Source organism: Rhodophyticola sp. SM2404, assembly GCF_053570515.1.
This window is the reverse complement of sequence record NZ_JBSEDL010000005.1, coordinates 180,917-205,001: the sequence shown is the minus strand read 5'-3', so window position 1 is coordinate 205,001 and position 24,085 is coordinate 180,917. Positions and strand designations below refer to the sequence as shown.

Here is a 24,085-nt window from a genome sequence, read left to right as displayed (position 1 = left end):
TCCGAAGCGCGCCGCAAAATTTTCGTATCGATTGTCGTTTAGGCGAGGTTTTTCTCGAGCCAGCCTTCCAACCAGTGGATGTTATATTCGCCCGTCAACACGGCCTCTTCTTCCAGCAATTGGTGGAAGAGCGGCACAGTCGTGTCGACACCATCAACGATCAATTCACCCAAAGCGCGCTTGAGGCGTGCCAAGGCTTCGGGCCGGTTGCGGCCATGCACGATCAGTTTCGCGATCAGGCTGTCGTAATAGGGCGGGATCGAATAGCCATCATAAAGCGCGCTATCCATCCGCACACCCAAACCACCCGGTGCATGATATTGGGTGATCTTGCCAGGGCAGGGCGAGAAATTCGGCAGCTTTTCCGCATTGATCCGCACTTCGATCGCATGGCCCTGAACCTCAAGGTCTTCCTGCTGGAAGGACATTGGCAGGCCTGCGGCCACGCGAATTTGCTCACGCACCAGATCGACACCGAAAATGGCCTCAGTGACGGGGTGTTCCACCTGAAGGCGGGTGTTCATTTCGATGAAGAAAAACTCGCCATTCTCATAGAGGAACTCGATCGTGCCCGCACCTTCATAGCCAAGATCTGCAACTGCTTTGGCGCAGGTCTCGCCGATTTGCGCACGCAATTCGGGGCTAATGGAGGGGCCGGGCGCTTCTTCAAAGACTTTCTGGTGGCGCCGCTGGAGCGAGCAATCCCGCTCGCCCAAATGCACGGCGCGGCCTTTGCCATCGCCAAAGACCTGCACTTCGATATGACGGGGCGCGCCGAGATATTTCTCGATATAGACCTCGTCATTGCCGAAAGCGGCCTTGGATTCAGAGCGCGCGGTGCGGAAGGCTGTTTCAAGATCTTCGGCGGTTTTGGCCAGTTTCATGCCGCGTCCGCCACCACCTGCCGTGGCTTTGATGATCACGGGATAGCCCATTTCATCGGCAACCGCGCGGGCGGTTTCCATATCGGGCACACCGCCATCCGAGCCGGGCACACAAGGAACGCCAAGCTTTTTCATCGTATCCTTGGCCGAGATTTTATCGCCCATGATGCTGATATGCTCGGCCGAAGGGCCAATGAATTTGATGCCGTGATCTTCGACGATCTGCACGAAATTCTGGTTCTCGGAGAGGAAGCCATAACCGGGGTGGATGGCTTCGGCACCTGTGATTTCGCAGGCGGAAATGATGCTGGGAACCGAGAGATAGCTGGCCGTGCCCGAAGGCGGGCCGATACAGACGCTTTCATCGGCCATGCGCACATGCATCGCATCGGCATCAGCGGTGGAATGCACCGCGACCGTGCCGACACCCATTTCGCGCGCTGCGCGGATGACACGAAGCGCGATCTCGCCGCGATTTGCGATAAGGATTTTGCGGAACATATGTGCCTTTGCCTTATTCGATGATCATCAGAGGGGCGCCAAACTCAAGCGGTGCGCCATCCTCAACCATAATGCGCTTGACGGTGCCTGCTCGCGGGCTGGGGATCTGGTTCATGGTTTTCATCGCTTCGATGATCAAAAGCGTTTGCCCGTCGGACACCTTGTCGCCAACCGAGACGAAGGCGGGCTGGCCGGGTTCGGCCTGAAGATAGGCCGTGCCAACCATAGGCGATGTCACTGCATTGGGGTTCTGGGCGGGATCTTCTGATGCGGCGGCAGGTGCCGCGGCGGCTGCAGGGACTGCCGCGGGTGCGGCGGCGGGCGCTGCGGCGGCTGCAGGGGCCTGCATCATGACCTGTTGTGGGGCTGCGGGCTGTTGGCGTGCGACGCGCACATTCAGGCTGTCATCCTCGCCATATTCCCGAATGACTTCCAATTCGGTCAGGTCGTTTTCGCGCAGAAGCTCTGCCAATGCCTTAATGAAGGCCACGTCCCCGTCATGCGTATTCTTGCTCATGGATATCCTCGCATCCCTTTAATCGCTCCATACGGCAATGCCGCGCCCCTTTTCTCAGTCAGGGGGTTTGGCGCTGTATACTTCACGCAGACGAGGGTGAAAAGCGCTCGGGCGTGGAAAACTCATATGCGCGCAAATGCGGGATGATTTTAACAATTTGCCCATATTTAAGGCGATTCTGGCGCTTTGCGGAAGGTTTGCGCCGAATTTCACCTTGGGATGGGAGGAATTTTTTGAAGCTGATAATTTACCATTTGATAAAATTTTTAACTCGTGCCAGCCTGTTTCCACCAGAACATGCCATTCGATCCGGGAGAGGTGACCCATGACGAACAGCCCATTGACGCCAGGCATTGCGCCCGCGCGCTTGCCGCATGAGGCATATGACGCGAATTTTGCCGATCTCCACGCGCCACTGGACCCTCATGAGGCGCTGGTTGCAGCGGATCGGTGTTATTTCTGCCATGACGCGCCTTGTGTCACAGCCTGCCCGACCTCCATCGATATCCCGCTGTTTATCCGCCAGATCGCAACGGGAACGCCTGAAGCTTCGGCGCAAACGATTTTTGACCAGAATATTCTGGGCGGCATGTGCGCGCGCGTCTGCCCGACCGAAACGCTGTGTGAGCAGGCCTGCGTACGCGAGATGGCGGAAGGCAAACCTGTCGAGATCGGACGCCTGCAACGCTTTGCGACCGATACCGTGATGGCGCAAGGGGTGCACCCCTATAGCCGTGCGGCAGCCACTGGCAAAAAGATCGCGGTTGTGGGGGCGGGCCCTGCGGGGATGGCTTGTGCGCATCGCTTGGCGTTGAAGGGCCATGATGTCGTGATGTTTGATGCCAAGCCAAAAGCGGGGGGGCTGAATGAATATGGCATCGCGTCCTATAAATCGGTGGATGATTTCGCGCAGGCCGAGTTGGATTGGCTGCTGCAGATCGGCGGGATCGAGGTCAAAACCGGCATGGCGCTTGGGCGCGAGATCACGCTTGAGGCATTGCAGGGCGAGTATGACGCCGTGTTTCTGGGCATGGGTCTTGGCGGCGTGAATGCCTTGCGGGCCGAGGGCGAGGAGCGCGCGGGCGTTTTGGATGCGGTCGGCTTCATCGCGGATTTGCGGCAGGCCGAGGATTTGTCGAAGCTGCCTGTGGGGCGCAATGTTGTGGTGATCGGCGGTGGCATGACCGCGATTGATGCGGCGGTGCAATCCAAGCTGTTGGGGGCCGAGACTGTGACGGTGCTTTACCGGCGCGGGCGCGAGAAAATGCCGGCCTCCAGCTATGAGCAGGATTTGGCGGCCTCCAAGGGCGTGCGGTTCATTTTCAATGCCATGCCTGTCGAGGTTGTGGGCAATGGGGCCGTCACGGCTTTGCGCGCGGAATACACGGCCGATAGCGTCCATGGCTTGCAGCCCACGGGCGAGCGGTTCGAGATTGCGGCGGATATGGTTCTTAAAGCCATTGGCCAGAGCTTGGAGAGCACGCCTGAAGGTCTGGATTTGGAGGGCGGCAAGATTGCCGTCTCGAGCGTGGGGCGCAGCAGCATCAAAGGCGTTTGGGCTGGGGGGGATTGCGCCTCGGGCGGGGATGACCTGACTGTGACGGCTGTGGCCGAGGGCCGTGATGCGGCTGAGGATATTCATGCAAGCCTGATGGGCTAGAGCGGTTTTGCGCGGCAAAACCTGCGCCTTCGGCGCGCGTATTTGAAGAAAGATGAAGGCAGAAGCGGCCTTAACTCAGGAGACAAGGGCAATGGCAGATCTTTCCACCGATTTCCTTGGGATCAAATCCCCCAACCCGTTCTGGCTGGCCTCGGCGCCGCCGACGGATAAGGAGTATAATGTCACCCGTGCCTTCAAGGCAGGCTGGGGCGGGGTTGTCTGGAAGACGCTGGGGCTTGACCCCAATATCGTTAATGTGAACGGGCCGCGCTATGGCGCGATATATGGTGCGGATCGCAGATTGTTGGGACTCAATAATATCGAATTGATCACCGACCGCCCCTTGGAGGTGAACCTGCGCGAGATCAAGGCGGTGAAAGCGGCTTGGCCCGATCGCGCGATGATCGTCTCGCTGATGGTGCCCTGCGAAGAAGAGGCGTGGAAATATATTTTGCCGCTGGTTGAGGATACGGGCGCTGACGGGATTGAGCTGAATTTTGGCTGTCCACATGGCATGAGCGAGCGCGGCATGGGCGCGGCTGTTGGCCAAGTGCCCGAATATATCGAGATGGTGACGCGTTGGTGCAAGCAAAACACCCGCATGCCCGTGATTGTGAAACTGACCCCCAATATCACCGATGTGCGCTATCCTGCGCGCGCGGCCAAGGCAGGCGGCGCGGATGCGGTGTCACTGATCAATACGATTTCCTCGATTGTCAGTGTTGATCTGGACAGCTTTTCGCCCCAGCCCTCGATCGATGGGAAGGGCAGCCATGGGGGGTATTGCGGGCCGGCGGTCAAACCGATTGCGCTGAATATGGTGGCCGAGATTGCGCGGGATGCGCAAACCGCGGGCCTGCCGATTTCGGGCATTGGTGGGGTCACGACTTGGCGCGACGCGGCCGAGTTTTTGGCCCTTGGGGCGGGCAATGTGCAGGTCTGCACGGCGGCGATGACCTATGGTTTCAAGATCGTTGAGGAGATGAAAACGGGCCTGAGCCAATATCTGGACCAGCAGGGCATGGGTCTGTCGGATCTGATTGGGCGCGCTGTGCCCAATGTGACGGATTGGCAATATCTCAACCTCAATTACGTGACCAAAGCGCGGATTGATCAAGATGCATGTATCAAATGTGGCCGCTGCTATGCCGCGTGTGAGGACACCTCGCATCAGGCGATTTCCATGTCCGAGGACCGCGTTTTCGCGGTGATTGATGAGGAATGTGTGGCTTGCAATCTTTGCGTGAATGTCTGCCCCGTCGAGGCTTGCATCACCATGGAGCGGCTGGAGGCTGGCGTTGTTGATCCGCGCACGGGCAAGGTGGTGGAAGACGACTACGCCAATTGGACGACCCACCCCAATAACCCCTCCTCGCTGGAGGCTGCGGAGTAGAGACCTCCGTCTCTCTCCGAGTGGTGAAGGCTGGACCGCAAAGGTCCGGCCTTTTTTATGGCGCGAGGAGTTTGCGGAACATGGCTTCGAGAAAGCCTTGCGCTTCTTCAAAAGGGTCATGTCCGGGGCCAAGGACGGCGCGCACCTGCACGTCGAAATCGGCATAATGCTGGGTCAGCGCCCAGATCGAGAAGATCAGGTGATAGGGATCAATCGAGGCGATCCTGCCTTGGGCAATCCACTGCCGTATGATTGCGGTTTTGGCATCCACCAAGGGTTTGAGATCGGTCTCGAGGGCTGCCTGCATGCGCGGCGCGCCTTGGATGATTTCTTGGGCGAAAAGCCTGCTTTCACGCGGATAGTCGCGGCTGAGTTCGACCTTGCGGCGTACATAGCCCAAAATCTCCTCCACGGGGTCACCTTGGGCATCCATTTCCCGCAACGGATCCAGCCATGTATCCATCAGACGCGATAAAAGCGTGACATGGATCGCCTCTTTCGAGGGGTAGTAATACAGCAGATTGGGTTTGGAGAGCCCCGCCTCAGTGGCGATTTGGTCAAGCGTTGATCCGCGAAAGCCCTGACGCGAGAAGACTTCTAAAGCGGCATTGAGAATCGCTTCGGTGTTTTTGCGCTGGATGCGTGTTTTGGGTGGATGGGCATTCATATTTTCAAGGTGATCGAAACTTTGACGAAGGGCAAGACCGAGAGAGTCTTTCCAAGCTGCTTATGGAACGGGCAGGCTTTGCCCAAATCGTATCATTTGCCTTGCGATTGGGCAAAGAGTGTCATTGACTCCATTGACTGGCATCGTGCCTCTGCTAGCGTGAACTTGACCATATGGTCAAAACTTCTTTCGTCCACCGAGACCTGCGCGCGCTCGGAGCAATACAGGGTGAGCCATATGGCCTTAGATCGACCAACCCCCGTTCCAAATGATCTTTCTGCGTTCTGGATGCCGTTTACGGCAAACCGGCAATTCAAGAAGAACCCGCGTATGTTCGTCTCGGCGGAGGGGATGTTCTATAAAACCGCAGATGGTCGCGAGGTGCTGGATGGCACGGCGGGTCTGTGGTGCTGCAATGCAGGCCATAAGCGGCCCAAGATTGTCGAGGCGATCCAGCAGCAGGCGGCCGAGCTTGATTATGCGCCCGCCTTCCAGATGGGTCATCCCATGGCGTTTGAGCTGGCAAATCGCCTGCGCGATATGACGCCCGAGCCTTTCGAGCATGTGTTCTTTACCAATTCTGGCTCAGAATCGGTGGAAACCGCGCTGAAGCTTGCCATCGCCTATCAGCGTGCGATCGGGCAGGGCTCGCGCACGCGGTTGATCGGGCGCGAGCGGGGCTATCATGGCGTGAATTTCGGCGGGATTTCCGTGGGCGGGATCGTCAATAACCGCAAGATGTTCGGCACGCTTCTGGCGGGTGTGGATCATATGCCCCATACCCATCTGCCCGAGCAGAACGCCTTTACCCGCGGCCAGCCCGAGCATGGCGCGCATCTGGCCGATGATCTGGAACGGATCATCACATTGCATGGGGCCGAGACGATTGCGGCTGTGATCATCGAACCTATGGCAGGCTCCACAGGGGTATTGATGCCGCCCAAAGGCTATCTTGAGAAGCTGCGCGCGATCACCAAAAAGCACGGTATCTTGTTGATTTTCGACGAGGTTATCACTGGGTTTGGCCGTTTGGGCAGTGCTTTCGCGGCGGATCATTTCAATGTGATGCCTGATATGATCTGCACCGCGAAAGGTCTGACCAATGGGGTGATCCCGATGGGGGCCGTTATGGCCACCTCCGAGATCCATGACGCCTTCATGCAAGGCCCCGAGCATATGATCGAGCTGTTCCACGGCTATACATATTCGGGCAATCCGATTGCCTCGGCGGCGGGTGTTGCGACGCTTGAGACCTATAAGGAAGAGGCACTGTTCGAGCGCGCGGCTGAGCTGGCCCCGTATTGGGAAGAGGCACTTCATAGTCTTAAGGACCACCCCCATGTGATTGATATCCGCAATATGGGGCTGATCGGGGCGGTGGAGTTGGAGCCGATTGCGGGCGAGCCGACCAAACGCGCCTTTCAGGCCTTCCTTGATTGCTATGAAAAGGGCGTCTTGATCAGAACCACAGGCGATATCATCGCCATGTCACCGCCCCTGATTATCGAGAAATCCCATATCGATCAGTTGATTGGCACTTTGGGCGATGTGTTGAAGAAACTGGCCTGAAGCGCCCTTTGCGCGTCAGGTCCGACAGAAGGACGTAAATATGCCAGCACCCGGCGAGAATATGATGATCAATGGCGAGCGCCTTTGGGACAGCCTGATGGAGATGGCCAAGATCGGGCCGGGTGTGGCAGGCGGCAATAACCGCCAGACTTTGACGGATGAGGATAGCGAGGGGCGGCATTTGTTCCAGAAATGGTGCGAAGCTGCGGGCTGTTCCATGGGGGTCGATGAGATGGGCAATATGTTTGCCCGCCGCGAAGGCACCGACCCCGAGGCGCTGCCAGTTTATGTGGGCAGCCATCTCGATACCCAGCCGACAGGCGGCAAGTATGACGGTGTCTTGGGCGTATTGGGTGGATTGGAAGTGATCCGCACGATGAATGATCTCGGGATCAAGACCAAGCATCCCATCGTTGTGACCAATTGGACCAATGAAGAAGGCACGCGCTATGCGCCTGCGATGCTGGCCTCGGGCGTTTTTGCGGGGCGGCATAGTCTGGATTGGGCCTATGACCGCGTCGATGCCAAAGGCAAGCGCTTTGGGGATGAGTTGGATCGTATTGGCTGGAAAGGTGAAGAGAAGGTCGGCGCGCGGAAAATGCATGCGTTTTTCGAGCTTCATATCGAGCAGGGCCCGATTTTGGAGGCCGAAGGCCGCGATATCGGGGTTGTGACGCATGGGCAGGGCCTGCGCTGGATCGAATGCACGATCACGGGCAAGGAAAGCCATACGGGCTCTACACCGATGCATATGCGCAAAAATGCAGGGCGCGGTTTGGCCCTTGTGACCGAATTGGTCCATGAGATCGCGATGAAGAACCAGCCCAATGCGGTGGGGGCAATTGGGCATATCGATGTCTATCCCAATAGCCGCAATATCATTCCGGGAAAGGTCGTGTTCACCATCGATATGCGCACCCATATTCTCGATAAGCTCAATGGTATGGTCGATGAATTGATGGCCCGCGCGCCCGCGCTTTGCGAGGAGATCGGGGTGGGTTTCGAGGCCGAGATCGTGGGGCAGTTCGATCCGCCCGCCTTTGACGAGGCTTGCGTGGATGCGATCCGCAAGGCGGCCGAGCGGCTGGGCTATAGCCATATGGATATCGTTTCAGGTGCGGGGCATGATGCCTGCTGGATCAATGATGTTGCCCCGACAGCAATGGTTATGTGCCCTTGTGTCGATGGCCTCTCGCATAATGAAGCCGAAGAGATTAGCCCTGATTGGGCGAAGGCGGGAACCAATGTGTTGTTCCACGCCGTGATTGAAACTGCGGAGATTGTTGAGTGAAACCTTATCAAAAATTTTTGGCCCTCGGAATTTTGCCGATTTTGGCGGCTTGTGCGGCCCCTGCGCCCACGGACACAACGGGCTTTATTGAAGAGCTGCCCGAGGGTGTTCTGGCAATTGTAGCGCCGAACCAGAACCTCGGGGCGGTGCGGGTTTTGCCCGATGACGGGTGCTATTGGTATCAATGGGTTGGACCGGTTGAGACGACCTTCCTGCCACTTTTGACCTTGGATGGGCGTATGATCTGCACGCGCTAGCCGGTTAGGGGCAATGACAACCAGCTGACGGGGCCCGAATAACGCCCCGCAGCCTCCACAATAGGAGAGATGACATGAGCAAGGTGATTAAGGGCGGCACGATTGTGACCGCCGACCGCCAATATAAAGCGGATGTGCTGATCGAGGGCGAAAAGATCGCCCAGATTGGCGAGAACCTGAAGGGCGATGAGGTGATCGACGCCTCGGATGCTTATGTCATCCCTGGCGGGATTGACCCCCATACCCATCTGGAAATGCCCTTCATGGGCACCACCGCTGCCGAGACCTTCACAACTGGGACTTTCGCGGCGGCGGCGGGTGGCACCACCATGTTGGTGGATTTCTGTCTACCGGGTGCAGATGGTAGCCTGCTCAATGCGATTGATGACTGGGACCGCAAATCAAAGGATCAGATTTGCGTCGATATCTCCTATCACATGGCGATCACGGGCTGGAGCGAGAGCATCTTTGCCGAGATGGAAGAGGTCGTCAAAAAGCGCGGCATCAACACCTTCAAGCATTTCATGGCCTATAAGGGCGCTTTGATGATTGAAGATGACGAGATGTATGCCTCCTTCAAGCGTTGCGCTGAATTGGGGGCGATGCCGCTGGTTCATGCCGAGAACGGCGATATCGTGGCGGAGTTGCAGCAGAAATATCTGGCCGATGGGGTGACTGGCCCCGAAGGCCACGCCTATTCGCGGCCCCCCGAAGTGGAAGGTGAGGCGGCCAATCGCGCGATCATGATTGCCGATGCCGCAGGCACGCCGCTTTATATCGTGCATGTCTCTTGCGAGCAGGCACATGAAGCGATCCGCCGCGCGCGCCAGAAGGGGATGCGCGTTTTTGGCGAGCCTCTGATCCAGCATCTGACCTTGGATGAGACGGAGTATTTCAACAAGGATTGGCAATATGCGGCACGCCGCGTGATGAGCCCGCCTTTCCGCTCCAAAGACCATCAAGACAGCCTTTGGGCGGGGCTTTCTTCAGGCTCGTTGCAGGTTGTGGCGACCGATCATGCGGCCTTCTCGGATGAGCAAAAGCGCATGGGGGTCGATAATTTCACCATGATCCCCAATGGCACAGGCGGGCTTGAGGAGCGGATGGCGATGCTCTGGACCTATGGGGTTGATACGGGCCGCTTGACGCCCGAAGAATTTGTCGCTGCGACCTCCAGCAATATTGCCAAGATCCTAAATATCTATCCGCTCAAAGGCGGGATCAATGTGGGCGGGGATGCCGATATCGTGGTTTGGGACCCCAAGCAAAGCCGTACGATCACTACGGCCACGGCGAAATCCATCCTTGATTACAACGTGTTTGAGGGCAAAGAGGTCAGCGCCTCGCCGCGGTTCACCTTGTCGCGCGGGGATGTGGTTTGGGCCTATGGCCAGAACAGCCAGCCACAACCGGGACGCGGGAAATTCATCAAGCGTAGCCCCTATGCCAGCGCCTCCACTGCGCTGTCGAAATGGAAATCGCTGACCACACCGCGCAAGATCGAGCGTGATCCTCTCAATATTCCTTCGGGGGTTTGATGGCGCGCGCAGCTGCAAAGACGCAGGCCTCAGTGCCTGCCGCACAGCAGGTCGTGATCAAGGCGCAAGGCCTTGATCTGACCTTCCAGACCAATGACGGCCCCGTGCAGGCGCTCTCGGATGTGAACCTGAGCATCAATAGGGGCGATTTCGTCAGTTTCATCGGCCCCTCGGGCTGTGGCAAGACCACCTTTCTGCGCAGCATTGCGGCCTTGGAGACGCCCACGGGCGGGATGCTTTCGGTCAATGGCATGTCGCCTGATCAGGCGCGGCGCAATCGGGCCTATGGCTATGTGTTTCAGGCGGCGGGGCTTTATCCTTGGCGCACCATTGAGAAGAATATCAAACTGCCGCTCGAGATCATGGGCTTTGATCAGGCCGAGCAGGAGGAGCGCGTTGCCCGCGTCTTGCAACTGGTTGATCTGGAAGGGTTTGGCAAGAAAATGCCATGGCAGCTTTCGGGGGGCATGCAGCAACGTGCTTCAATCGCGCGGGCTTTGGCCTTTGATGCTGATCTGCTGTTGATGGACGAGCCTTTTGGCGCCCTTGACGAGATCGTGCGCGACCATCTGAATGAGCAGCTTCTCAAGCTTTGGGCGCGGACCAATAAGACCATCGCCTTTGTCACCCATTCCATCCCTGAGGCGGTGTATCTGTCTACCAAGATCGTGGTGATGTCGCCCCGTCCGGGTCGGATCACGGATGTGATCGAGAGCGACCTGCCAAAAGAGCGCCCGCTTGATATCCGCGACACGCCCGAATTTCTGGCCATCGCGCAGCGTGTGCGCGAAGGTTTGCGCGCGGGGCATGCCTATGATGGATGAGGCCGCCGCATGAGTGTCGCGCTGGATCAGGCAGGGGCAGGGGGCTGCCCGCTTTGTGCAGCGATCCGCAGGCTGATCCGCGCTGTGGCGCCCGTTTTGGTTGTGGTCGGTGTGATCATCGCGCTTTGGTATGGGGCGGCGACCCAGATGAACAAGCCATGGACGCTGGATGCCGCGAACCGCGCGGGCGTTGAGCTTTCAACGGCTCAGATCATCGCCGATACGATGAATCAAGAACGCCCCGTGCTGCCAACACCGCATCAGGTTCTGGCCGAGCTATGGGATACGGCCGTGGCCGAGCCTGTGCTACGCGAGCGGCGCGGCTCCCTTGCGGGCAATCCGCGCAGCCTTGTGTTTCACGCCTATCAAACCCTTGCGCCGACGCTGCTTGGTTTTGTCGTGGGCACGTTGGCGGGGATATTGCTGGCCATTGGCATCGTGCATAACCGCGCCATGGATCTAAGCGTGATGCCTTGGGCCATTGCCTCGCAGACCATCCCGATCTTGGCCATCGCGCCGATTGTGATCGTGGTGCTGAACGCGGTGGGGTTATCGGGGCTGGTGCCGAAATCACTGATCTCGGCCTATCTGAGCTTTTTTCCTGTGGCCGTCAGCATGGTGAAAGGGTTGCGCAGCCCCAATGGGATGGATCTTGATCTGTTGCGCACCTATTCGGCCAGCGGGTCCGAGACCTTCTGGAAACTGCGCCTGCCTGCTTCGGTGCCGTTTTTGTTCACTTCGCTCAAGGTTGCGGTGGCGGCGGCATTGGTAGGCACGATCGTGGCGGAATTGCCCACGGGCGCGCGTTTCGGACTTGGGGCGCGTTTGTTGACGGGGTCCTATTACGGGCAAACCATCCAGATTTGGTCGGCGCTGTTTATGGCGGCGATTTGTGCAGCGGTCCTCGTCAGCCTGATCGGAATGATTGAGCGCGCGACCCTGAAACGCATGGGGTTGAACCGATGAGCGCGGGTCTTGCACAAAGCGCGCGGCGCTCTTGGGTGGTGCCAGCGATTGGCGCGGGGCTGATTGCGCTGGCAGCCCTGTCCGAGCCGCGCTTGGCCATTGTGCTGGCCTTGTGGCTTGGGGCATGGGGGCTGAATATCGTTCTGTCGCGCGGGGCGGAAACAGTGGCCATTCGCTTGGCCGTTCCCGTGATTTTCGGCCTGACGCTGCTGGCGATCTGGGAAGTGACGGTGCGCCTATACGAGATCAGTCCGATCATTCTGCCCGCCCCCAGCCAGATCGCGCAGGCCTTTGCAGCCAATACCGATATCCTTTGGGCTGATTTCCAGCAGACCATCCTGAAAGGCGCGCTTTCGGGCTATGTGATGGGCTGTGGCTTGGCCTTCCTGACGGCTTTGGCGGTGGATAAATCGAATTTCTTGCAGCGCGGGCTTTTGCCCGTGGGCAATTTCATCGCCGCTTTGCCGATTGTGGGCACCGCCCCGATCCTAGTGATGTGGTTCGGCTTTGGCTGGGAATCCAAGGCGGCGGTTGTGGTGGCGATGGTGTTTTTCCCGATGCTGGTCAACACCGTTTCGGGGCTGAAAGCCACCGACGCGATGCAGCGTGATTTGATGCATACCTATGCGGCCAGCTATGGCCAAAGCCTGATCAAATTGCGCCTGATGAATGCGCTGCCCTTTATCTTCAACGGTTTGAAAATCTGCACAACACTTGCGCTTATCGGGGCAATTGTTGCGGAGTTTTTCGGCTCACCCACTGTGGGGATGGGGTTTCGCATAAAAATTGAGGTGGGGCGTCTGGCCATGGATATGGTCTGGGCAGAGATCACGGTGGCAGGGCTCGCCGGATCGGGCTTTTACGGGCTCATGGCACTGATCGAGAAACGCATGACATTCTGGCACCCGTCACAGAGAGGGCGATAACGCACCCAGACAAAAAGACGGGGCCAACCAACAGATCCAACAAGGAGGATATTACGATGAAGAAACTTCTTAGCACAGCACTGGCCCTTGGCCTGACAACGGGCGCGGCTGTGGCGCAGGATGAGGTGACCTTGCAGTTGCAATGGGTGACGCAATCGCAATTCGCGGGCTATTATGTGGCGCTTGAGAATGGTTATTACGAGGCGGAAAACCTCGATGTAACGATCCTTCCCGGTGGTCCTGATATCGCGCCACCTCAGGTTCTGGCAGGCGGTGGGGCGGATGTGATGCTCAACTGGATGCCATCGGCCTTGGCTGCCCGCGAGCGCGGCTTGCCCGTGGTTAATATCGCGCAACCCTTCGTCCGCTCGGGCCTGATGCTGACCTGCTGGGGCGATGTTGGCATCGCCGAGCCTGCCGATCTGGCGGGCCATACCGTGGCGCATTGGTTCTTTGGCAATGAATACCCCTTCCTGAGCTGGATGAGCCAGCTTGGCATCCCAACAGACGGCTCGGATGGCGGCGTGACGCTTTTGCAGGCAGGCTTCAATGTGGATCCGCTCTTGCAGCGTCAGGCCGATTGCATCTCGACCATGACCTATAATGAATATTGGCAGATCATTGATGCGGGCGTCTCGCCTGATGAATTGGTGACCTTCAAATATGAAGATTACGGCGTGGCGACCTTGGAAGATGGTATCTGGGCTTTGGAAGAAAACCTCAGCGATCCTGCCTTTGTCGATAAGATGACCCGTTTCGTGCGGGCCTCGATGCAAGGTTGGGCATGGGCTGCGGAAAACCCCGATGATGCCGCGATGATCGTTCTGGATTACGACGAGACAGGCGCGCAAATCGAAGAGCATCAGCTGCGTATGATGGGCGAGATCGCCCTTCTGGTGGAAGGCGGCGATGGCACGCTGGACCCTGAGGCCTATGCCCGCACGGTCGCGACCCTTTTGGCAGGCGGTTCCGACCCTGTCATCTCGGCCGAGCCTGAGGGCGCCTTTACAAGCGTGATCACCGACGCGGCCTTGGCCAACTAAGGCGCAAGCAGCTTGAAAACAAAAGGCGCGGTCTGTGATGGGCCGCGCTATTTTCATGTCTTGGGGAAAGGCGGGACTGGGCGATTTTGCGAGATTTGACTTGGCATTCCGCGTAAGGGCTGTAAAGAATTTTACTAAACTAACCCGACAGGAGCCATCATGGCTGAGCCCCATCCCCGCCACGCCCTCACAGGAAGCCGCATTCGCGAGCGGCGCAGCGCTTTGGGGTTGCGCCAATCCGATCTGGCCCAAGCCGTGGAGATTTCGGCCAGCTATCTCAACCTGATCGAGCATAACCGCCGCCGCATTGGCGGCAAGCTGCTGGTTGATCTGGCCCGCGTGCTCGAGGTGGAACCTGCGGCTTTGTCCGAAGGGGCCGATGCCTCGGTGTTTGATGCCCTGCAACAGGCCGCCCGCGATCTGCGCGCCACTGGTGGTGCCGAGCCTGAATTGGACAAGATCGATGAAATCGCAGGGCGTTTTCCCGGCTGGACGGGGGTGCTTTCCGCGCAGCAACAGCGCATCGCCAATCTAGAAGCGATGGTGGATGGCCTGCATGACCGCCTGACCCATGACCCCGTTTTGGCCGAAGGCATGCATGAGATGCTCTCGAGCGTGGCCGCGATCCGCTCGACCTCGGATATTCTGGTGCGCGAACCTGATATCGAGCCGCAATGGCGTGGCCGCTTTCACCGCAACCTGCATGAAGAGGCCGAACGCCTGTCGCGCCGCGCCACGGGGTTGTTGGCGCATTTCGAAAACCAAGGCGGCGAGCGTCCGCAAGAGGCCGCAAGCCCTGAAGAAACCGTCGAGGCCATGCTGGATGCCGCAGGCCATCATTTCCCTTTGATCGAAGACCAAGGGGCAGGCGCGATTGAGCAGGTGATCTCGCAGGCCGCAGGCATGGAAGATGCAGCCACCCGTGATCTGGCGCGCGCGATGTTGCATGCCTATGCGCAGGACGCCGCGCGCTTGCCGCTTGGGCCGTTTCTGAGCGCCGCGCGCGCGGTCGGGTTTGACCCTGCGCGGCTGCTATCGCTTTCCTCTGGTGATGCAGCGCTTGTTTTGCGGCGATTGGCCAGCCTGCCCGCAAATGAGCAAGGCGCGCAGGACATCCCCAGTTTCGGCCTTGCGGTATGTGATGCGGCAGGGGCTTTGATCTTCCGCCGCAGACTGGCGGCCTTTTCTATCCCGCGTTTTGGTGCGGGCTGCCCGCTCTGGCCGCTCTATACCGCGCTGACCCGCCCCATGGTGCCGGAGGCCGTAAGGCTCACCATGCCAAACGGCGCGCAGTTTCAGGCATGGGCCGTGAGCCAGCCCAAAAACCCCGTGGGCTTCGGCGATAGCCCTGTGATGGAGGCGACGATGCTGTTGCGCCCGATCAAGGAGGCAGAAGCGGGCGATACAAGTGGAGAAGGGGCGGTCTTGGTTGGCTCGGGCTGCCATGTGTGTTCGCGGGATGGCTGCCCCGCACGCCGCGTGAACTCCCTTTTGGGATGAGGTCACGCCGTTAAATTCGCCCGTGCGATCAGATAAAATTGACAACTGCGCCGTTAAAGGTTTCCCTACGGCGCAACAGGGGGTGGTCAAACCCGCGTTTGGCTTCTGGGAGGGAGCGCCTTGGTCCAACGTGTGCTGCTCGTCGAAGACGAGGCGAATATCATGGAGGCGATCAGCTTCATCCTGTCCCGTGCGGGATGGGAAGTGCGCGGCCATGCCAATGGCGCAACCGCGCTGGATGAGATCGCCCGCCAAACCCCCGATGTGGTTGTGCTTGATGTGATGCTTCCGGGGCGGTCGGGCTTTGACATTCTGCGCGATCTGCGCGCGGCCCCGCAAACCCGTTCCCTGCCTGTCTTGATGTTGACGGCCAAGGGGCAGGCGAAAGACCGTGAAACCGCCATGTCACTTGGGGCAGATGCCTTTTTGACCAAACCGTTTTCCAATTCCGAACTGGTCGAGACGCTGACCCGCGTTGTAAACGGGGAAGGGGCCGAGGCCTCGGACCCGCAGGGCTGAAAGCGCGCGTAATGGATAAACCGGACCCAGAGAGAAGCGTGATCTCGCGCGGCACCCGCCGCCGTTTGTTTCTGGAGCGGCGCACCTATCGGCGCAACCGTTTGCAAGATGCCGCGCGTTTGGTCCCTGTCTTTGGGGCGCTGCTGTTTTTCGGGCCAGTGATTATCCTGACCTCGCAAAGCACTGCAGGGGCCGAGACATCCGTTTGGGCTGTGTATTTCTTTACAGTCTGGGCGGGTTTGATCGTGCTATCTGCCGTTTTGTCCCGCGCGCTAAGCCGTATCGCTGATGGCGAGAATGAGGAAAAAACACAGCCCCCCTCCAAATCTGGACCATCGGCGGGAGGGCGCTAGCCATGTTGTCCTTTGACGGTCTGGTGGCGGTTTGTGTGTTCTATGTGGCGGGTTTGTTCGCGGTCGCCTTCCTTGCGGAAAAGCGTGCAGCGGAAGGCAAGGCGCGCTGGCTGTCCTCGCCCATCACCTATACGCTCAGCCTGTCGATCTATACCACGGCTTGGACCTTTTACGGCGCTGTGGGCAGTGCTGCACGCTCAGGGCTGGAATATCTGACGATCTATCTGGGGCCGACTCTGATCTTTATCGGCTGGTTCTGGATTTTGCGCAAAATGGTGCGGATCGGGCGGGCGCAACGCGTGACCTCGATCGCGGATATGATCTCGTCCCGCTATGGCAAATCGGGCCCTTTGGCGGCTTTGGTCACCGTGCTGATGGTGATCGGCGCGACCCCCTATATAGCGCTGCAATTGCAATCGGTGGCGCTGTCTTTCGCCGTATTCGCCGAGCCCGGACCAAGGGCCAGTTTGAACAGTGACGTGATCGCGGTTTGGGTCGCGGGTGGTCTTGCGCTTTTTACCATCGTTTTTGGCACGCGCTCCCTTGATATGAATGAACGCCATCCCGGTCTGGTCTCGGCCATCGCGGTTGAGGCGATCGTGAAGCTTCTGGCGCTTCTGGCTGTGGGGATTTTCGTGGTCTGGGGGCTTGGCGATGGCGCTGGGGATATTCTGGCGCGGATCGAGGCTAGCCCGATGTCGGGGTGGTCCTCCAACGGGGCGCGTTGGGTGGGGCTGACCATGCTCTCGGGGGCGGCGATTTTATGTTTGCCAAGGATGTTTCAGGTTCTGGTGGTCGAGAATTCCGATGAAAGGCATCTGGCAACCGCGTCATGGGCCTTTCCGCTCTATATGCTTTTGATCAGCCTTTTCGTTCTGCCGATTGCTGTGGTCGGGCTTGAACTGATGCCCGAGGGCTCGAACCCTGATTTGTTCGTCCTCACCCTGCCTTTGACGCTCGGGCAGGATGGTCTGGCGCTCTTGGCGCTGCTTGGTGGGTTCTCGGCGGCGACCTCGATGGTGATTGTGGCAGCCCTCGCGCTATCCACTATGGTGTCGAACCATATCATCATGCCGATCTGGCTGAGCGCCACCCGCCACGAAAACCCCATGTCGGGCGATATGCGCCAAGTGGCGCTGTTTGCGCGGCGCTTTTCGATCTTGGGTATCATGGCGCTCGGATTGATCTATTTCCGCCTCTCGGGCGGCTCGGAGGCCTTGGCGGCGATGGGGTTGATCGCCTTTCTGGGCGTGGCGCAGGTTCTGCCCGCTTTGCTCGGCGGCATATTCTGGCGCGGTGCAACGAAAGCGGGGGCGGCAACGGGCATCGCGGTGGGGTTTGCGATTTGGGCTTGGATTTTGCTTTTGCCCAATGCGCATGTCTCGGGCTGGCTGCAAGAGGCGCTGAATGAAGGGTTTTTGGGCTTGGCATGGCTGCGGCCCGCCTCGCCTTTGGGCATTGATGGGACCGATCCGCTTTTGACAGCGATGGTTTTGTCGCTGGGGTTGAATGTGGTCTTTTTCATTCTGGTGTCCCTGCTGACCTTCCCTTCGCCATTGGAGCGTTTGCAGGGCGCGCAATTCGTCAATGTCTATGACCACACGGAAATGCCATTGGGCTGGAAGGGCAGTACGGGCACAGCGGATGATCTGCTGATCATGGCGCGGCGGGTTTTGGGGGCGGGGCCTGCGGCTCGGCTCTTTCAAACGGCCGCACGCGCGCAGGGCCGCGAGACAGGCCTGCCTGAGCCAAAACCCGATTTCATTGAGCATCTGGAACGGGAATTGGCAGGCTCGGTCGGGGCCGCGACCGCGCATGCGATGGTGGGTCAGATCACAGGCGGGGCCAATGTCTCGGTGAAGGATTTGCTGGCCGTGGCCGATGAAACTGCCCAGATCATGGAATATTCCAACAAGCTTGAGGCGAAATCGGCCGAGCTGGTCCAAACGGCTGCACGCCTGCGCGAGGCCAACCAGAAGCTGACCGAGCTTTCCGTTCAAAAGGATGCGTTTCTCAGCCAGATCAGCCATGAATTGCGCACGCCGATGACCTCGATCCGCGCGTTTTCCGAGATTTTGATGCAGGATGGCGCCGTTGATGAGGAGGCCTTGGCGCGGTTCTCGCGCATCATTCATGACGAGAGCCGCCGCCTGACGCGGCTGCTGGATGATCTTCTGGACCTTAGCGTGTTGGAGGATGGGCGCGTGACATTGAACGAGACGAATGCGCTTCTCTCCGAGGTGCTGGATCGCTCGATAGACGCCACCAGCGCGCTGCAAGATAGCGCGCGATTGACCATTCACCGCAACCCTGAGACGGAACAGGTGGCCCTCGTCACCGATGTGGATCGCCTCTCGCAGGTCTTTATCAACCTGATCTCCAATGCCCAGAAATACTGCGAGGCCGAGCCGCCTGAATTGAGCATCACCGTGCATCACCTGCCCGGGCGGGTGGAGGTCGAATTTGCCGATAACGGCGCAGGTATTCCCGTGGGGCGGCGTGCCGTGATCTTCGAGAAATTCGCGCGGCTGGAAACAGGGCGGGCAGCCCAAGGGGCGGGGCTTGGCCTTGCGATCAGCCGCGAGATCATGCTGCGCCTTGGCGGCGGTCTGGCCTATGTTCCAGCGCAAACAGGCACTGCTTTCCGTGTGCGTCTGCCAAGCAAGGCCCTGCGAGGGGCGGCAAGCTAGCCCTTTCAGGGTTTCTTTACCTCTTCACGTCATAGATTGGGGGCAACCCAAATCTGAGGGCGTGAATGCCGCTTGCTCATCGTGACATCCTGCTGGCCATGACAAAGCCGCCCAAGCCGCAGATGGCGGCGCTTGGCACGGATGCGGCCCCTCCTGCACACACGGCCAAATCCGTCTCCCGCGCATTGGCCCGCGCCATCTCCCGCGCGGGCGAGGCTTTTGCGGGGCTGGACCCTGATTGCGAACCGCCCGTATTTGATTGGTTCACAGGGCTGGACCGCGTGGAGGAGGCGCTGCCCGAGGCAGGGTTTTTATGCCTTCTTGATGCAGAGAATACGCAGCAAAAGGGCATTATGGCGCTGTCGCAATCCTTTCTGGATGGCTTGATCGAGGTGCAAACAACAGGCCGCGTTGATACTGTGGTCGGCCCCGTGCGCCGTGTGACCAAGATCGATACGGTCCTGTCACGCGATTTTCTTGACCTTCTTTTGGGCGCGCTCTCGGTAGAACTGATGCCTGTTGCGCCCGCGATCTGGCCTGCGCGCCTGCATGTGGGCGCCACGATGGAGGATCGAAACCGCGTCTCCCTTGCGATGGATGAGGGGGATTATCACATCTGGCGGGTGGGCGTGTCGCTTGGTGGCAATGTCAAACAGGGGGAGTTGGTCTTTGCCCTGCCTGCCTTACACATGCCTGCACAGGAAGCCTCGCAAGGCGTGGGCGAAACGGTTCAGGGCAATTGGCGCGACGCGTGGCATCGCGTCTTGGGGCAGGTGGAGATTGATCTTGATGCAATCCTGTATCGCCGCATGATCCCCTTGGCGCAGTTGGAGGGGCTTCAGGCGGGCGATGTGCTGCCCGTTCTCCCATCAGGTTTGGATGCGATCAGGTTTGAGGATGTATCGGGCCGCGCAGCTTTGACAGGGCGTTTGGGCCAAAGGGCAGGTATGCGGGCGGTGCGTGTTGCAGGCTCGGGCTTGCGCAAACGCGATGATGAACCTCGCGCCACGCCAAATGCGCCAAAGGCCATGGCTGAGGGGGCAGACCCTCAACCTCCCACTGCACCGCCGCCACCGCCGATGGCGGATATACCGTCACCCGAAAGCGCGGCTGCCGCATCGGAAGCTGCATCCCCTTGACCTCAAACCTCCCAAGCTCCTAGCTGGCGCCAACCATAATTCAGGAGTGCCATGTTATGAGATTTGTCCGATACGGTGAAAAAGGAGCCGAAAAGCCTGGCGTTCTGGATGAAAGCGGTCAGCTGCGCGATCTATCGGGGCAGATTTCCGATCTCGGCGGGGATGTTCTGTCCGATCTCACCGCGCTGAACGCCGATGGCCCCGTGGTCACGGGCAACCCGCGCCTCGGCATGCCGATCGCGCGGCCCGGCAAAGTGGTTTGTATCGGGCGCAATTACAAAGAACATGCCAGCGAGATGGGCGGCGAAGTGCCTGAGGAGCCGTTGATTTTCATGAAGGCGACCTCCTCCTTGCAAGGCCCGAATGATCCCGTGATCTACCCCAAAGGCGGGCAATCGGTCGACTACGAGATCGAGCTTGCAGTCGTCATTGGCAAAGCCGCCAAACATGTCTCCGAAGCCGAGGCGCTGTCGCATGTGGCGGGCTATATGACCTTCAATGATATGACCGAGCGCGTGTTCCAGAAGCAACGTGGCGGACAATGGACCAAGGGCAAAAGCTGCGACACCTTCGGCCCGATGGGGCCATATCTGGTCACCGCCGATGAATTGGGTGACCCGCAAGCGCTTGATTTGCGTCTGTCGGTGAATGGCGATCTTCGGCAAAGCTCCAATACCGGCATGATGATTTTCTCGGTCGCGGCCCTAATCGCCCATCTGAGCGAATTCTTCACGCTGGAAGTGGGCGATGTCATCGCAACGGGCACGCCCGCAGGTGTTGCCGCAGGAATGAAGCCGCCGCAATTCCTTCAAGTTGGCGATGAAGTGTCCTGTTCGGTTGGCCCTTTGGGCGAGCAACGCTTCCAGATCGTGGCGGGCTAAACCTGCAAGCTATGCGCGTGGCGCATGGCGGGCGTTCCGAATTGAGAATTGTAGGACATGCTTGCTGACATATATGCTGCATTGCAGAGGGGCATGATGAATGCCCGAGTATTTTCGCTGCAAGGCAGAAAGAGGATAAAGATTATGTCGGCTCACGAACTCTATCACATCCAATACGACCTCCGCGAAATCGAAGATCGCGCCCGCGCAATGCGTGGTGAAGCCCTTCGCTATGGCATCACATGGATGGTAACACGCCTGCGCGACGGCCTGACATCGTTGGCTACACGCCTGCACGTTGGTCTGCGTTCGGCCAAAACCACAGGTGGTCTTGCAACCAGCTGACCCTTTTCTGCCTCAATTCTGACGGTAGAAAAGCACGAAATGGCCCCGGCAATGCGCCGGGGCTTTCTCATTTGAGACAAATTGAAACTGCATCTTTGACCGTATCAACGCATGCCCGTGATGGGGAAACGTGTTCGATATAGGATAAAGAAAATGCAAAGATTCATTCTTTCCGCGATCCTTTTGGGTATGTCTCTGGCCGTGTCGGCATGTGCGACCCCAGGTCCGGTGATGCGAAACGCGCCAACTGATCTGAGCACGGCCGCTCTGCTGCAAATGCCCTCCGCAGAGGCGGAGACTGCAGAACGTCCTGTTATGCCTGATTGGACGGTTGCACAGATCAATGTGAATGTTCCCCAAACGCTGAGCGTATCGGAAGCCAATTCCTTCAAGCCGCGCGCTGATATCGTCTGGCGCGAGGATCCTTTGGGAAACCGTCACCAGCAAGTTGCAGATGTGATGATGCATCCGCTCCAAGAGCTTATGCCGATGTTGCAGGGCGAGCGCGAGGTGATCGTTCAGCTTGATGTGGAAGAATTTCACGCTCAAACGCAACGCGTGCGCTACAGCTTTGGCGGCGAGCACGAAATCCAGTTCCAATTCACGGTCTTTGATGCCGCAACAGGCGCGCCGATCTTGGGACCTGAGCCGCGTGATCTGACATTCCGCGCATTGGGTGGTCAGGAAGCGGTTGACTCGGAAGCGCGTGGCATTGGCCAGAGAGAACGTATTCAGGCCCGTCTGCGGGATTGGGCGCGCGAGGAATTCGCCCTGCCGATCCAACATTCGGGCATGACCTACTGACCCTTTCCGAAAGCTCAAAACCAGAGTAGAGGGGGCGTATGACAACGCCCCTTCAAGATTTGCCCGCCCTTCGCCTGAAACCCAAAGCCGATGCCCGCCGTATCCGGTTTGGCCATCCTTGGGCATGGTCTGACGATCTCGTGCTTGATCGCCGCTCCCGCAATATTCCTGCGGGGGCTTTGGCCGTTCTCGAGGATAACGAGCGCAATCCGCTCGGGCTCGGAGTGGCCACCGTTGAGGCCAAGATCGCCTTGCGCCTGCTCGACCGCGACCCTGCTGCCGTGATCGATGCGGCATGGTTCCGTGCCAAAATCGGGACCGCACTCGCCCTGCGCGACACACTGTTCGCCGCGCCCTTCTACCGCCTCATCCATGCTGAAGGCGATGCCTTGCCTGGCCTGATCGTTGACCGCTTTGGCGACACTCTGGTGATGCAACCCAATGCGATCTGGCTGGAAGACAGGCTGGAGAGTATCGCGGACGTGCTGCTTGATCTGACAGGCTGCACCACCTTGATCAAGAATGGCACCAGCCGCGCCCGTGCCGCCGAAGGTTTGTCCGAAGAGATGGTCGTTTTGACCGGCAGCGCACCTGAGGCCGCCATCCCTGTGATGATGAATGACGCGACCTATATGGCCGATATTATGGGCGGGCAGAAAACGGGCCTCTTCTACGATCAACGCCCCAATCATGCCTTCGCAGCCTCCATGGCCAAAGACGCGAAAGTGCTCGATGTTTTCTCCCATGTCGGCGGTTTTGCCTTGGCCAGCCTCGCGGCGGGTGCGCAAAGCGCCTTGGCGATTGATGCCTCAAAGCCAGCGCTCGACCTCGCCGCACAAGGCGCGCAAGCCATGGGCGTGTCGGATCGTTTCGCCACCCGCCAAGGGGATGCTTTCTCCACGCTCGAGGCTTTGGCCACCGAGGGGGAAAGCTTCGATCTCGTGATCGCAGACCCGCCCGCTTTTGCGCCGAGCAAAAACGCGCTCGAGCAAGGCCTGCGCGCCTATGAACGCATCGCGCGGCACGCGGCCACATTGGTCGGCGAGGGGGGCACATTGATCTTGTGTTCCTGCTCGCATGCGGCCGATCTTGGCAAATTCCGCGCGGCCTGTTTGCGTGGGATCGGCAAAGCAGGGCGCGAGCCGCGCTTGCTCTATACGGGCTTTGCAGGTGCCGATCATCCCCAACATCCCGCCTTGACCGAAACCGGATATCTCAAGGTATTGGCATTCCGGCTGCTGCCGTGAAGCTCTGCCTTGATGCCTGCACCCTCTATCCAACCGTCCTGCGCGAGATCGTCATGGGCGCGGCAGGTGCGGGCCTGATCACCCCGATCTGGTCTGCGCGTATCTTCGAGGAATGGGCGCGCGCGGCCCTCAAAAATGGCGGCGCTGGCGATGAGACCATCGCGCGCGGCGAAATAGCCATGCTGCGCGCCGCCTACCCTGAGGCCGAGATCGCATATGCCCCCGCGCTCGAGGCGCAGCTTTGGCTGCCCGACCCCAATGATATCCATGTTCTGGCAAGCGCAATCGCAGGTGGGGCCGAGGCAATTCTGACCCTGAACCTCAAGGATTTCCCGCGCCGTGAATTGGAAGGCCATGCGCTGCAAGCGCTGCACCCTGATGCCTATCTCTACGGTCTCTGGATGGATCACCCCGCCAAGATCGAGCAGATCACCCGCTCGGTCCATCACCGCTTCGAAAGCCTTGCAGGCCAAACCATGAGCTTGCGCGCCCTTATGAAACGCGCGCGCCTGCCACGGCTTGGCAAAGCGTTGGACAGTTAAGCTCTATCTTTGCTTGAAAAATACTTCTG

Annotated in this window: 24 protein-coding genes; 20 read left to right on the top strand and 4 right to left on the bottom strand. The window is 59.0% G+C overall.

Translation table 11 applies throughout. From position 1 onward, the window contains the following. Positions 1-38 precede the first annotated feature (38 nt). Genes accC through ACTYEO_RS09765 form a run of 3 tightly spaced genes read right to left on the bottom strand, consistent with a single transcriptional unit; the run spans position 39 to position 2,229 of the window. Positions 39-1,385, bottom strand: a complete 1,347-nt coding sequence (gene accC / locus ACTYEO_RS09775; protein ID WP_449323554.1) for an acetyl-CoA carboxylase biotin carboxylase subunit — start codon at positions 1,383-1,385, stop codon at positions 39-41. A gap of 13 nt (positions 1,386-1,398) precedes the next feature. After that, complete coding sequence (gene accB, locus ACTYEO_RS09770) at positions 1,399-1,902, bottom strand: acetyl-CoA carboxylase biotin carboxyl carrier protein (RefSeq protein ID WP_449323553.1); 504 nt, start codon at positions 1,900-1,902, stop codon at positions 1,399-1,401. 54 nt (positions 1,903-1,956) lie between these two features. Beyond that, a complete protein-coding gene (locus tag ACTYEO_RS09765) occupies positions 1,957-2,229 on the bottom strand; it encodes a hypothetical protein (RefSeq protein ID WP_449323552.1) in 273 nt (90 codons plus the stop codon). On the opposite strand from ACTYEO_RS09765, the gene ACTYEO_RS09760 reads away from it, so the two are divergent. Next, positions 2,228-3,562: an NAD(P)-dependent oxidoreductase gene (locus tag ACTYEO_RS09760; RefSeq protein WP_449323551.1), complete on the top strand. Its 1,335-nt coding sequence runs from the start codon at positions 2,228-2,230 to the stop codon at positions 3,560-3,562. The genes ACTYEO_RS09765 and ACTYEO_RS09760 overlap by 2 nt on opposite strands. Before the next feature lie 91 nt (positions 3,563-3,653). Next, positions 3,654-4,955 (top strand): NAD-dependent dihydropyrimidine dehydrogenase subunit PreA, encoded by a 1,302-nt coding sequence (gene preA, locus ACTYEO_RS09755; protein WP_449323550.1) that lies wholly within the window; start codon positions 3,654-3,656, stop codon positions 4,953-4,955. A gap of 55 nt (positions 4,956-5,010) precedes the next feature. Here the strand turns inward: preA and ACTYEO_RS09750 are convergent, their stop codons facing one another. Further along, positions 5,011-5,622 (bottom strand): TetR family transcriptional regulator C-terminal domain-containing protein, encoded by a 612-nt coding sequence (locus ACTYEO_RS09750; RefSeq protein ID WP_449323549.1) that lies wholly within the window; start codon positions 5,620-5,622, stop codon positions 5,011-5,013. 237 nt (positions 5,623-5,859) lie between these two features. Here ACTYEO_RS09750 and ACTYEO_RS09745 point away from each other — a divergent pair, with 237 nt between their 5' ends. The 18 genes from ACTYEO_RS09745 (at position 5,860) to ACTYEO_RS09660 (ending at position 24,056) form a co-directional block, all read left to right on the top strand. After that, on the top strand, positions 5,860-7,191 hold the full coding sequence (locus ACTYEO_RS09745; RefSeq protein WP_449323548.1) for an aminotransferase class III-fold pyridoxal phosphate-dependent enzyme: 1,332 nt from the start codon (positions 5,860-5,862) through the stop codon (positions 7,189-7,191). 40 nt (positions 7,192-7,231) lie between these two features. Then, entirely contained in the window at positions 7,232-8,482 is a 1,251-nt protein-coding gene (locus tag ACTYEO_RS09740; RefSeq protein WP_449323547.1) for a Zn-dependent hydrolase, read from the top strand. A gap of 17 nt (positions 8,483-8,499) precedes the next feature. After that, positions 8,500-8,739: a hypothetical protein gene (locus ACTYEO_RS09735; RefSeq protein WP_449323546.1), complete on the top strand. Its 240-nt coding sequence runs from the start codon at positions 8,500-8,502 to the stop codon at positions 8,737-8,739. A gap of 74 nt (positions 8,740-8,813) precedes the next feature. Then, positions 8,814-10,277, top strand: a complete 1,464-nt coding sequence (gene hydA / locus ACTYEO_RS09730; protein ID WP_449323545.1) for a dihydropyrimidinase — start codon at positions 8,814-8,816, stop codon at positions 10,275-10,277. Beyond that, complete coding sequence (locus tag ACTYEO_RS09725; RefSeq protein ID WP_449323544.1) at positions 10,277-11,101, top strand: ABC transporter ATP-binding protein; 825 nt, start codon at positions 10,277-10,279, stop codon at positions 11,099-11,101. The genes hydA and ACTYEO_RS09725 overlap by 1 nt, the downstream gene beginning before the upstream one ends. A gap of 75 nt (positions 11,102-11,176) precedes the next feature. Next, entirely contained in the window at positions 11,177-12,067 is an 891-nt protein-coding gene (locus ACTYEO_RS09720) for an ABC transporter permease (protein WP_449323648.1), read from the top strand. Continuing rightward, the gene (locus ACTYEO_RS09715) at positions 12,064-12,993 is read left to right on the top strand and encodes an ABC transporter permease (protein WP_449323543.1); all 930 of its coding nucleotides are present in this window, start codon (positions 12,064-12,066) and stop codon (positions 12,991-12,993) included. The genes ACTYEO_RS09720 and ACTYEO_RS09715 overlap by 4 nt, the downstream gene beginning before the upstream one ends. 56 nt (positions 12,994-13,049) lie before the next feature. Continuing rightward, complete coding sequence (locus tag ACTYEO_RS09710) at positions 13,050-14,036, top strand: ABC transporter substrate-binding protein (protein ID WP_449323542.1); 987 nt, start codon at positions 13,050-13,052, stop codon at positions 14,034-14,036. Between the two features lie 159 nt (positions 14,037-14,195). After that, the gene (locus ACTYEO_RS09705) at positions 14,196-15,536 is read left to right on the top strand and encodes a short-chain fatty acyl-CoA regulator family protein (RefSeq protein ID WP_449323541.1); all 1,341 of its coding nucleotides are present in this window, start codon (positions 14,196-14,198) and stop codon (positions 15,534-15,536) included. A 120-nt stretch (positions 15,537-15,656) separates the two neighbouring features. Continuing rightward, positions 15,657-16,055, top strand: coding sequence for a response regulator transcription factor (locus tag ACTYEO_RS09700; RefSeq protein ID WP_449323540.1), 399 nt, complete (start codon positions 15,657-15,659; stop codon positions 16,053-16,055). An 11-nt stretch (positions 16,056-16,066) separates the two neighbouring features. Then, positions 16,067-16,408 (top strand): hypothetical protein, encoded by a 342-nt coding sequence (locus ACTYEO_RS09695; RefSeq protein WP_449323539.1) that lies wholly within the window; start codon positions 16,067-16,069, stop codon positions 16,406-16,408. Between the two features lie 2 nt (positions 16,409-16,410). Then, entirely contained in the window at positions 16,411-19,098 is a 2,688-nt protein-coding gene (locus ACTYEO_RS09690) for an ATP-binding protein (RefSeq protein ID WP_449323538.1), read from the top strand. 65 nt (positions 19,099-19,163) lie between these two features. Continuing rightward, entirely contained in the window at positions 19,164-20,237 is a 1,074-nt protein-coding gene (locus ACTYEO_RS09685) for a FliM/FliN family flagellar motor switch protein (protein WP_449323537.1), read from the top strand. 56 nt (positions 20,238-20,293) lie between these two features. Beyond that, positions 20,294-21,118: a fumarylacetoacetate hydrolase family protein gene (locus tag ACTYEO_RS09680; RefSeq protein WP_449323536.1), complete on the top strand. Its 825-nt coding sequence runs from the start codon at positions 20,294-20,296 to the stop codon at positions 21,116-21,118. Positions 21,119-21,262: 144 nt separating this feature from the next. After that, positions 21,263-21,463, top strand: coding sequence for an RSP_7527 family protein (locus ACTYEO_RS09675; protein WP_449323535.1), 201 nt, complete (start codon positions 21,263-21,265; stop codon positions 21,461-21,463). 153 nt (positions 21,464-21,616) lie between these two features. Then, positions 21,617-22,267 (top strand): DUF6778 family protein, encoded by a 651-nt coding sequence (locus tag ACTYEO_RS09670; protein ID WP_449323534.1) that lies wholly within the window; start codon positions 21,617-21,619, stop codon positions 22,265-22,267. Positions 22,268-22,305: 38 nt separating this feature from the next. Next, the gene (locus ACTYEO_RS09665; protein ID WP_449323533.1) at positions 22,306-23,514 is read left to right on the top strand and encodes an RSP_2647 family RNA methyltransferase; all 1,209 of its coding nucleotides are present in this window, start codon (positions 22,306-22,308) and stop codon (positions 23,512-23,514) included. Then, positions 23,511-24,056 (top strand): RSP_2648 family PIN domain-containing protein, encoded by a 546-nt coding sequence (locus tag ACTYEO_RS09660; protein WP_449323532.1) that lies wholly within the window; start codon positions 23,511-23,513, stop codon positions 24,054-24,056. The genes ACTYEO_RS09665 and ACTYEO_RS09660 overlap by 4 nt, the downstream gene beginning before the upstream one ends. The last annotated feature ends 29 nt before the right edge of the window (positions 24,057-24,085 follow it).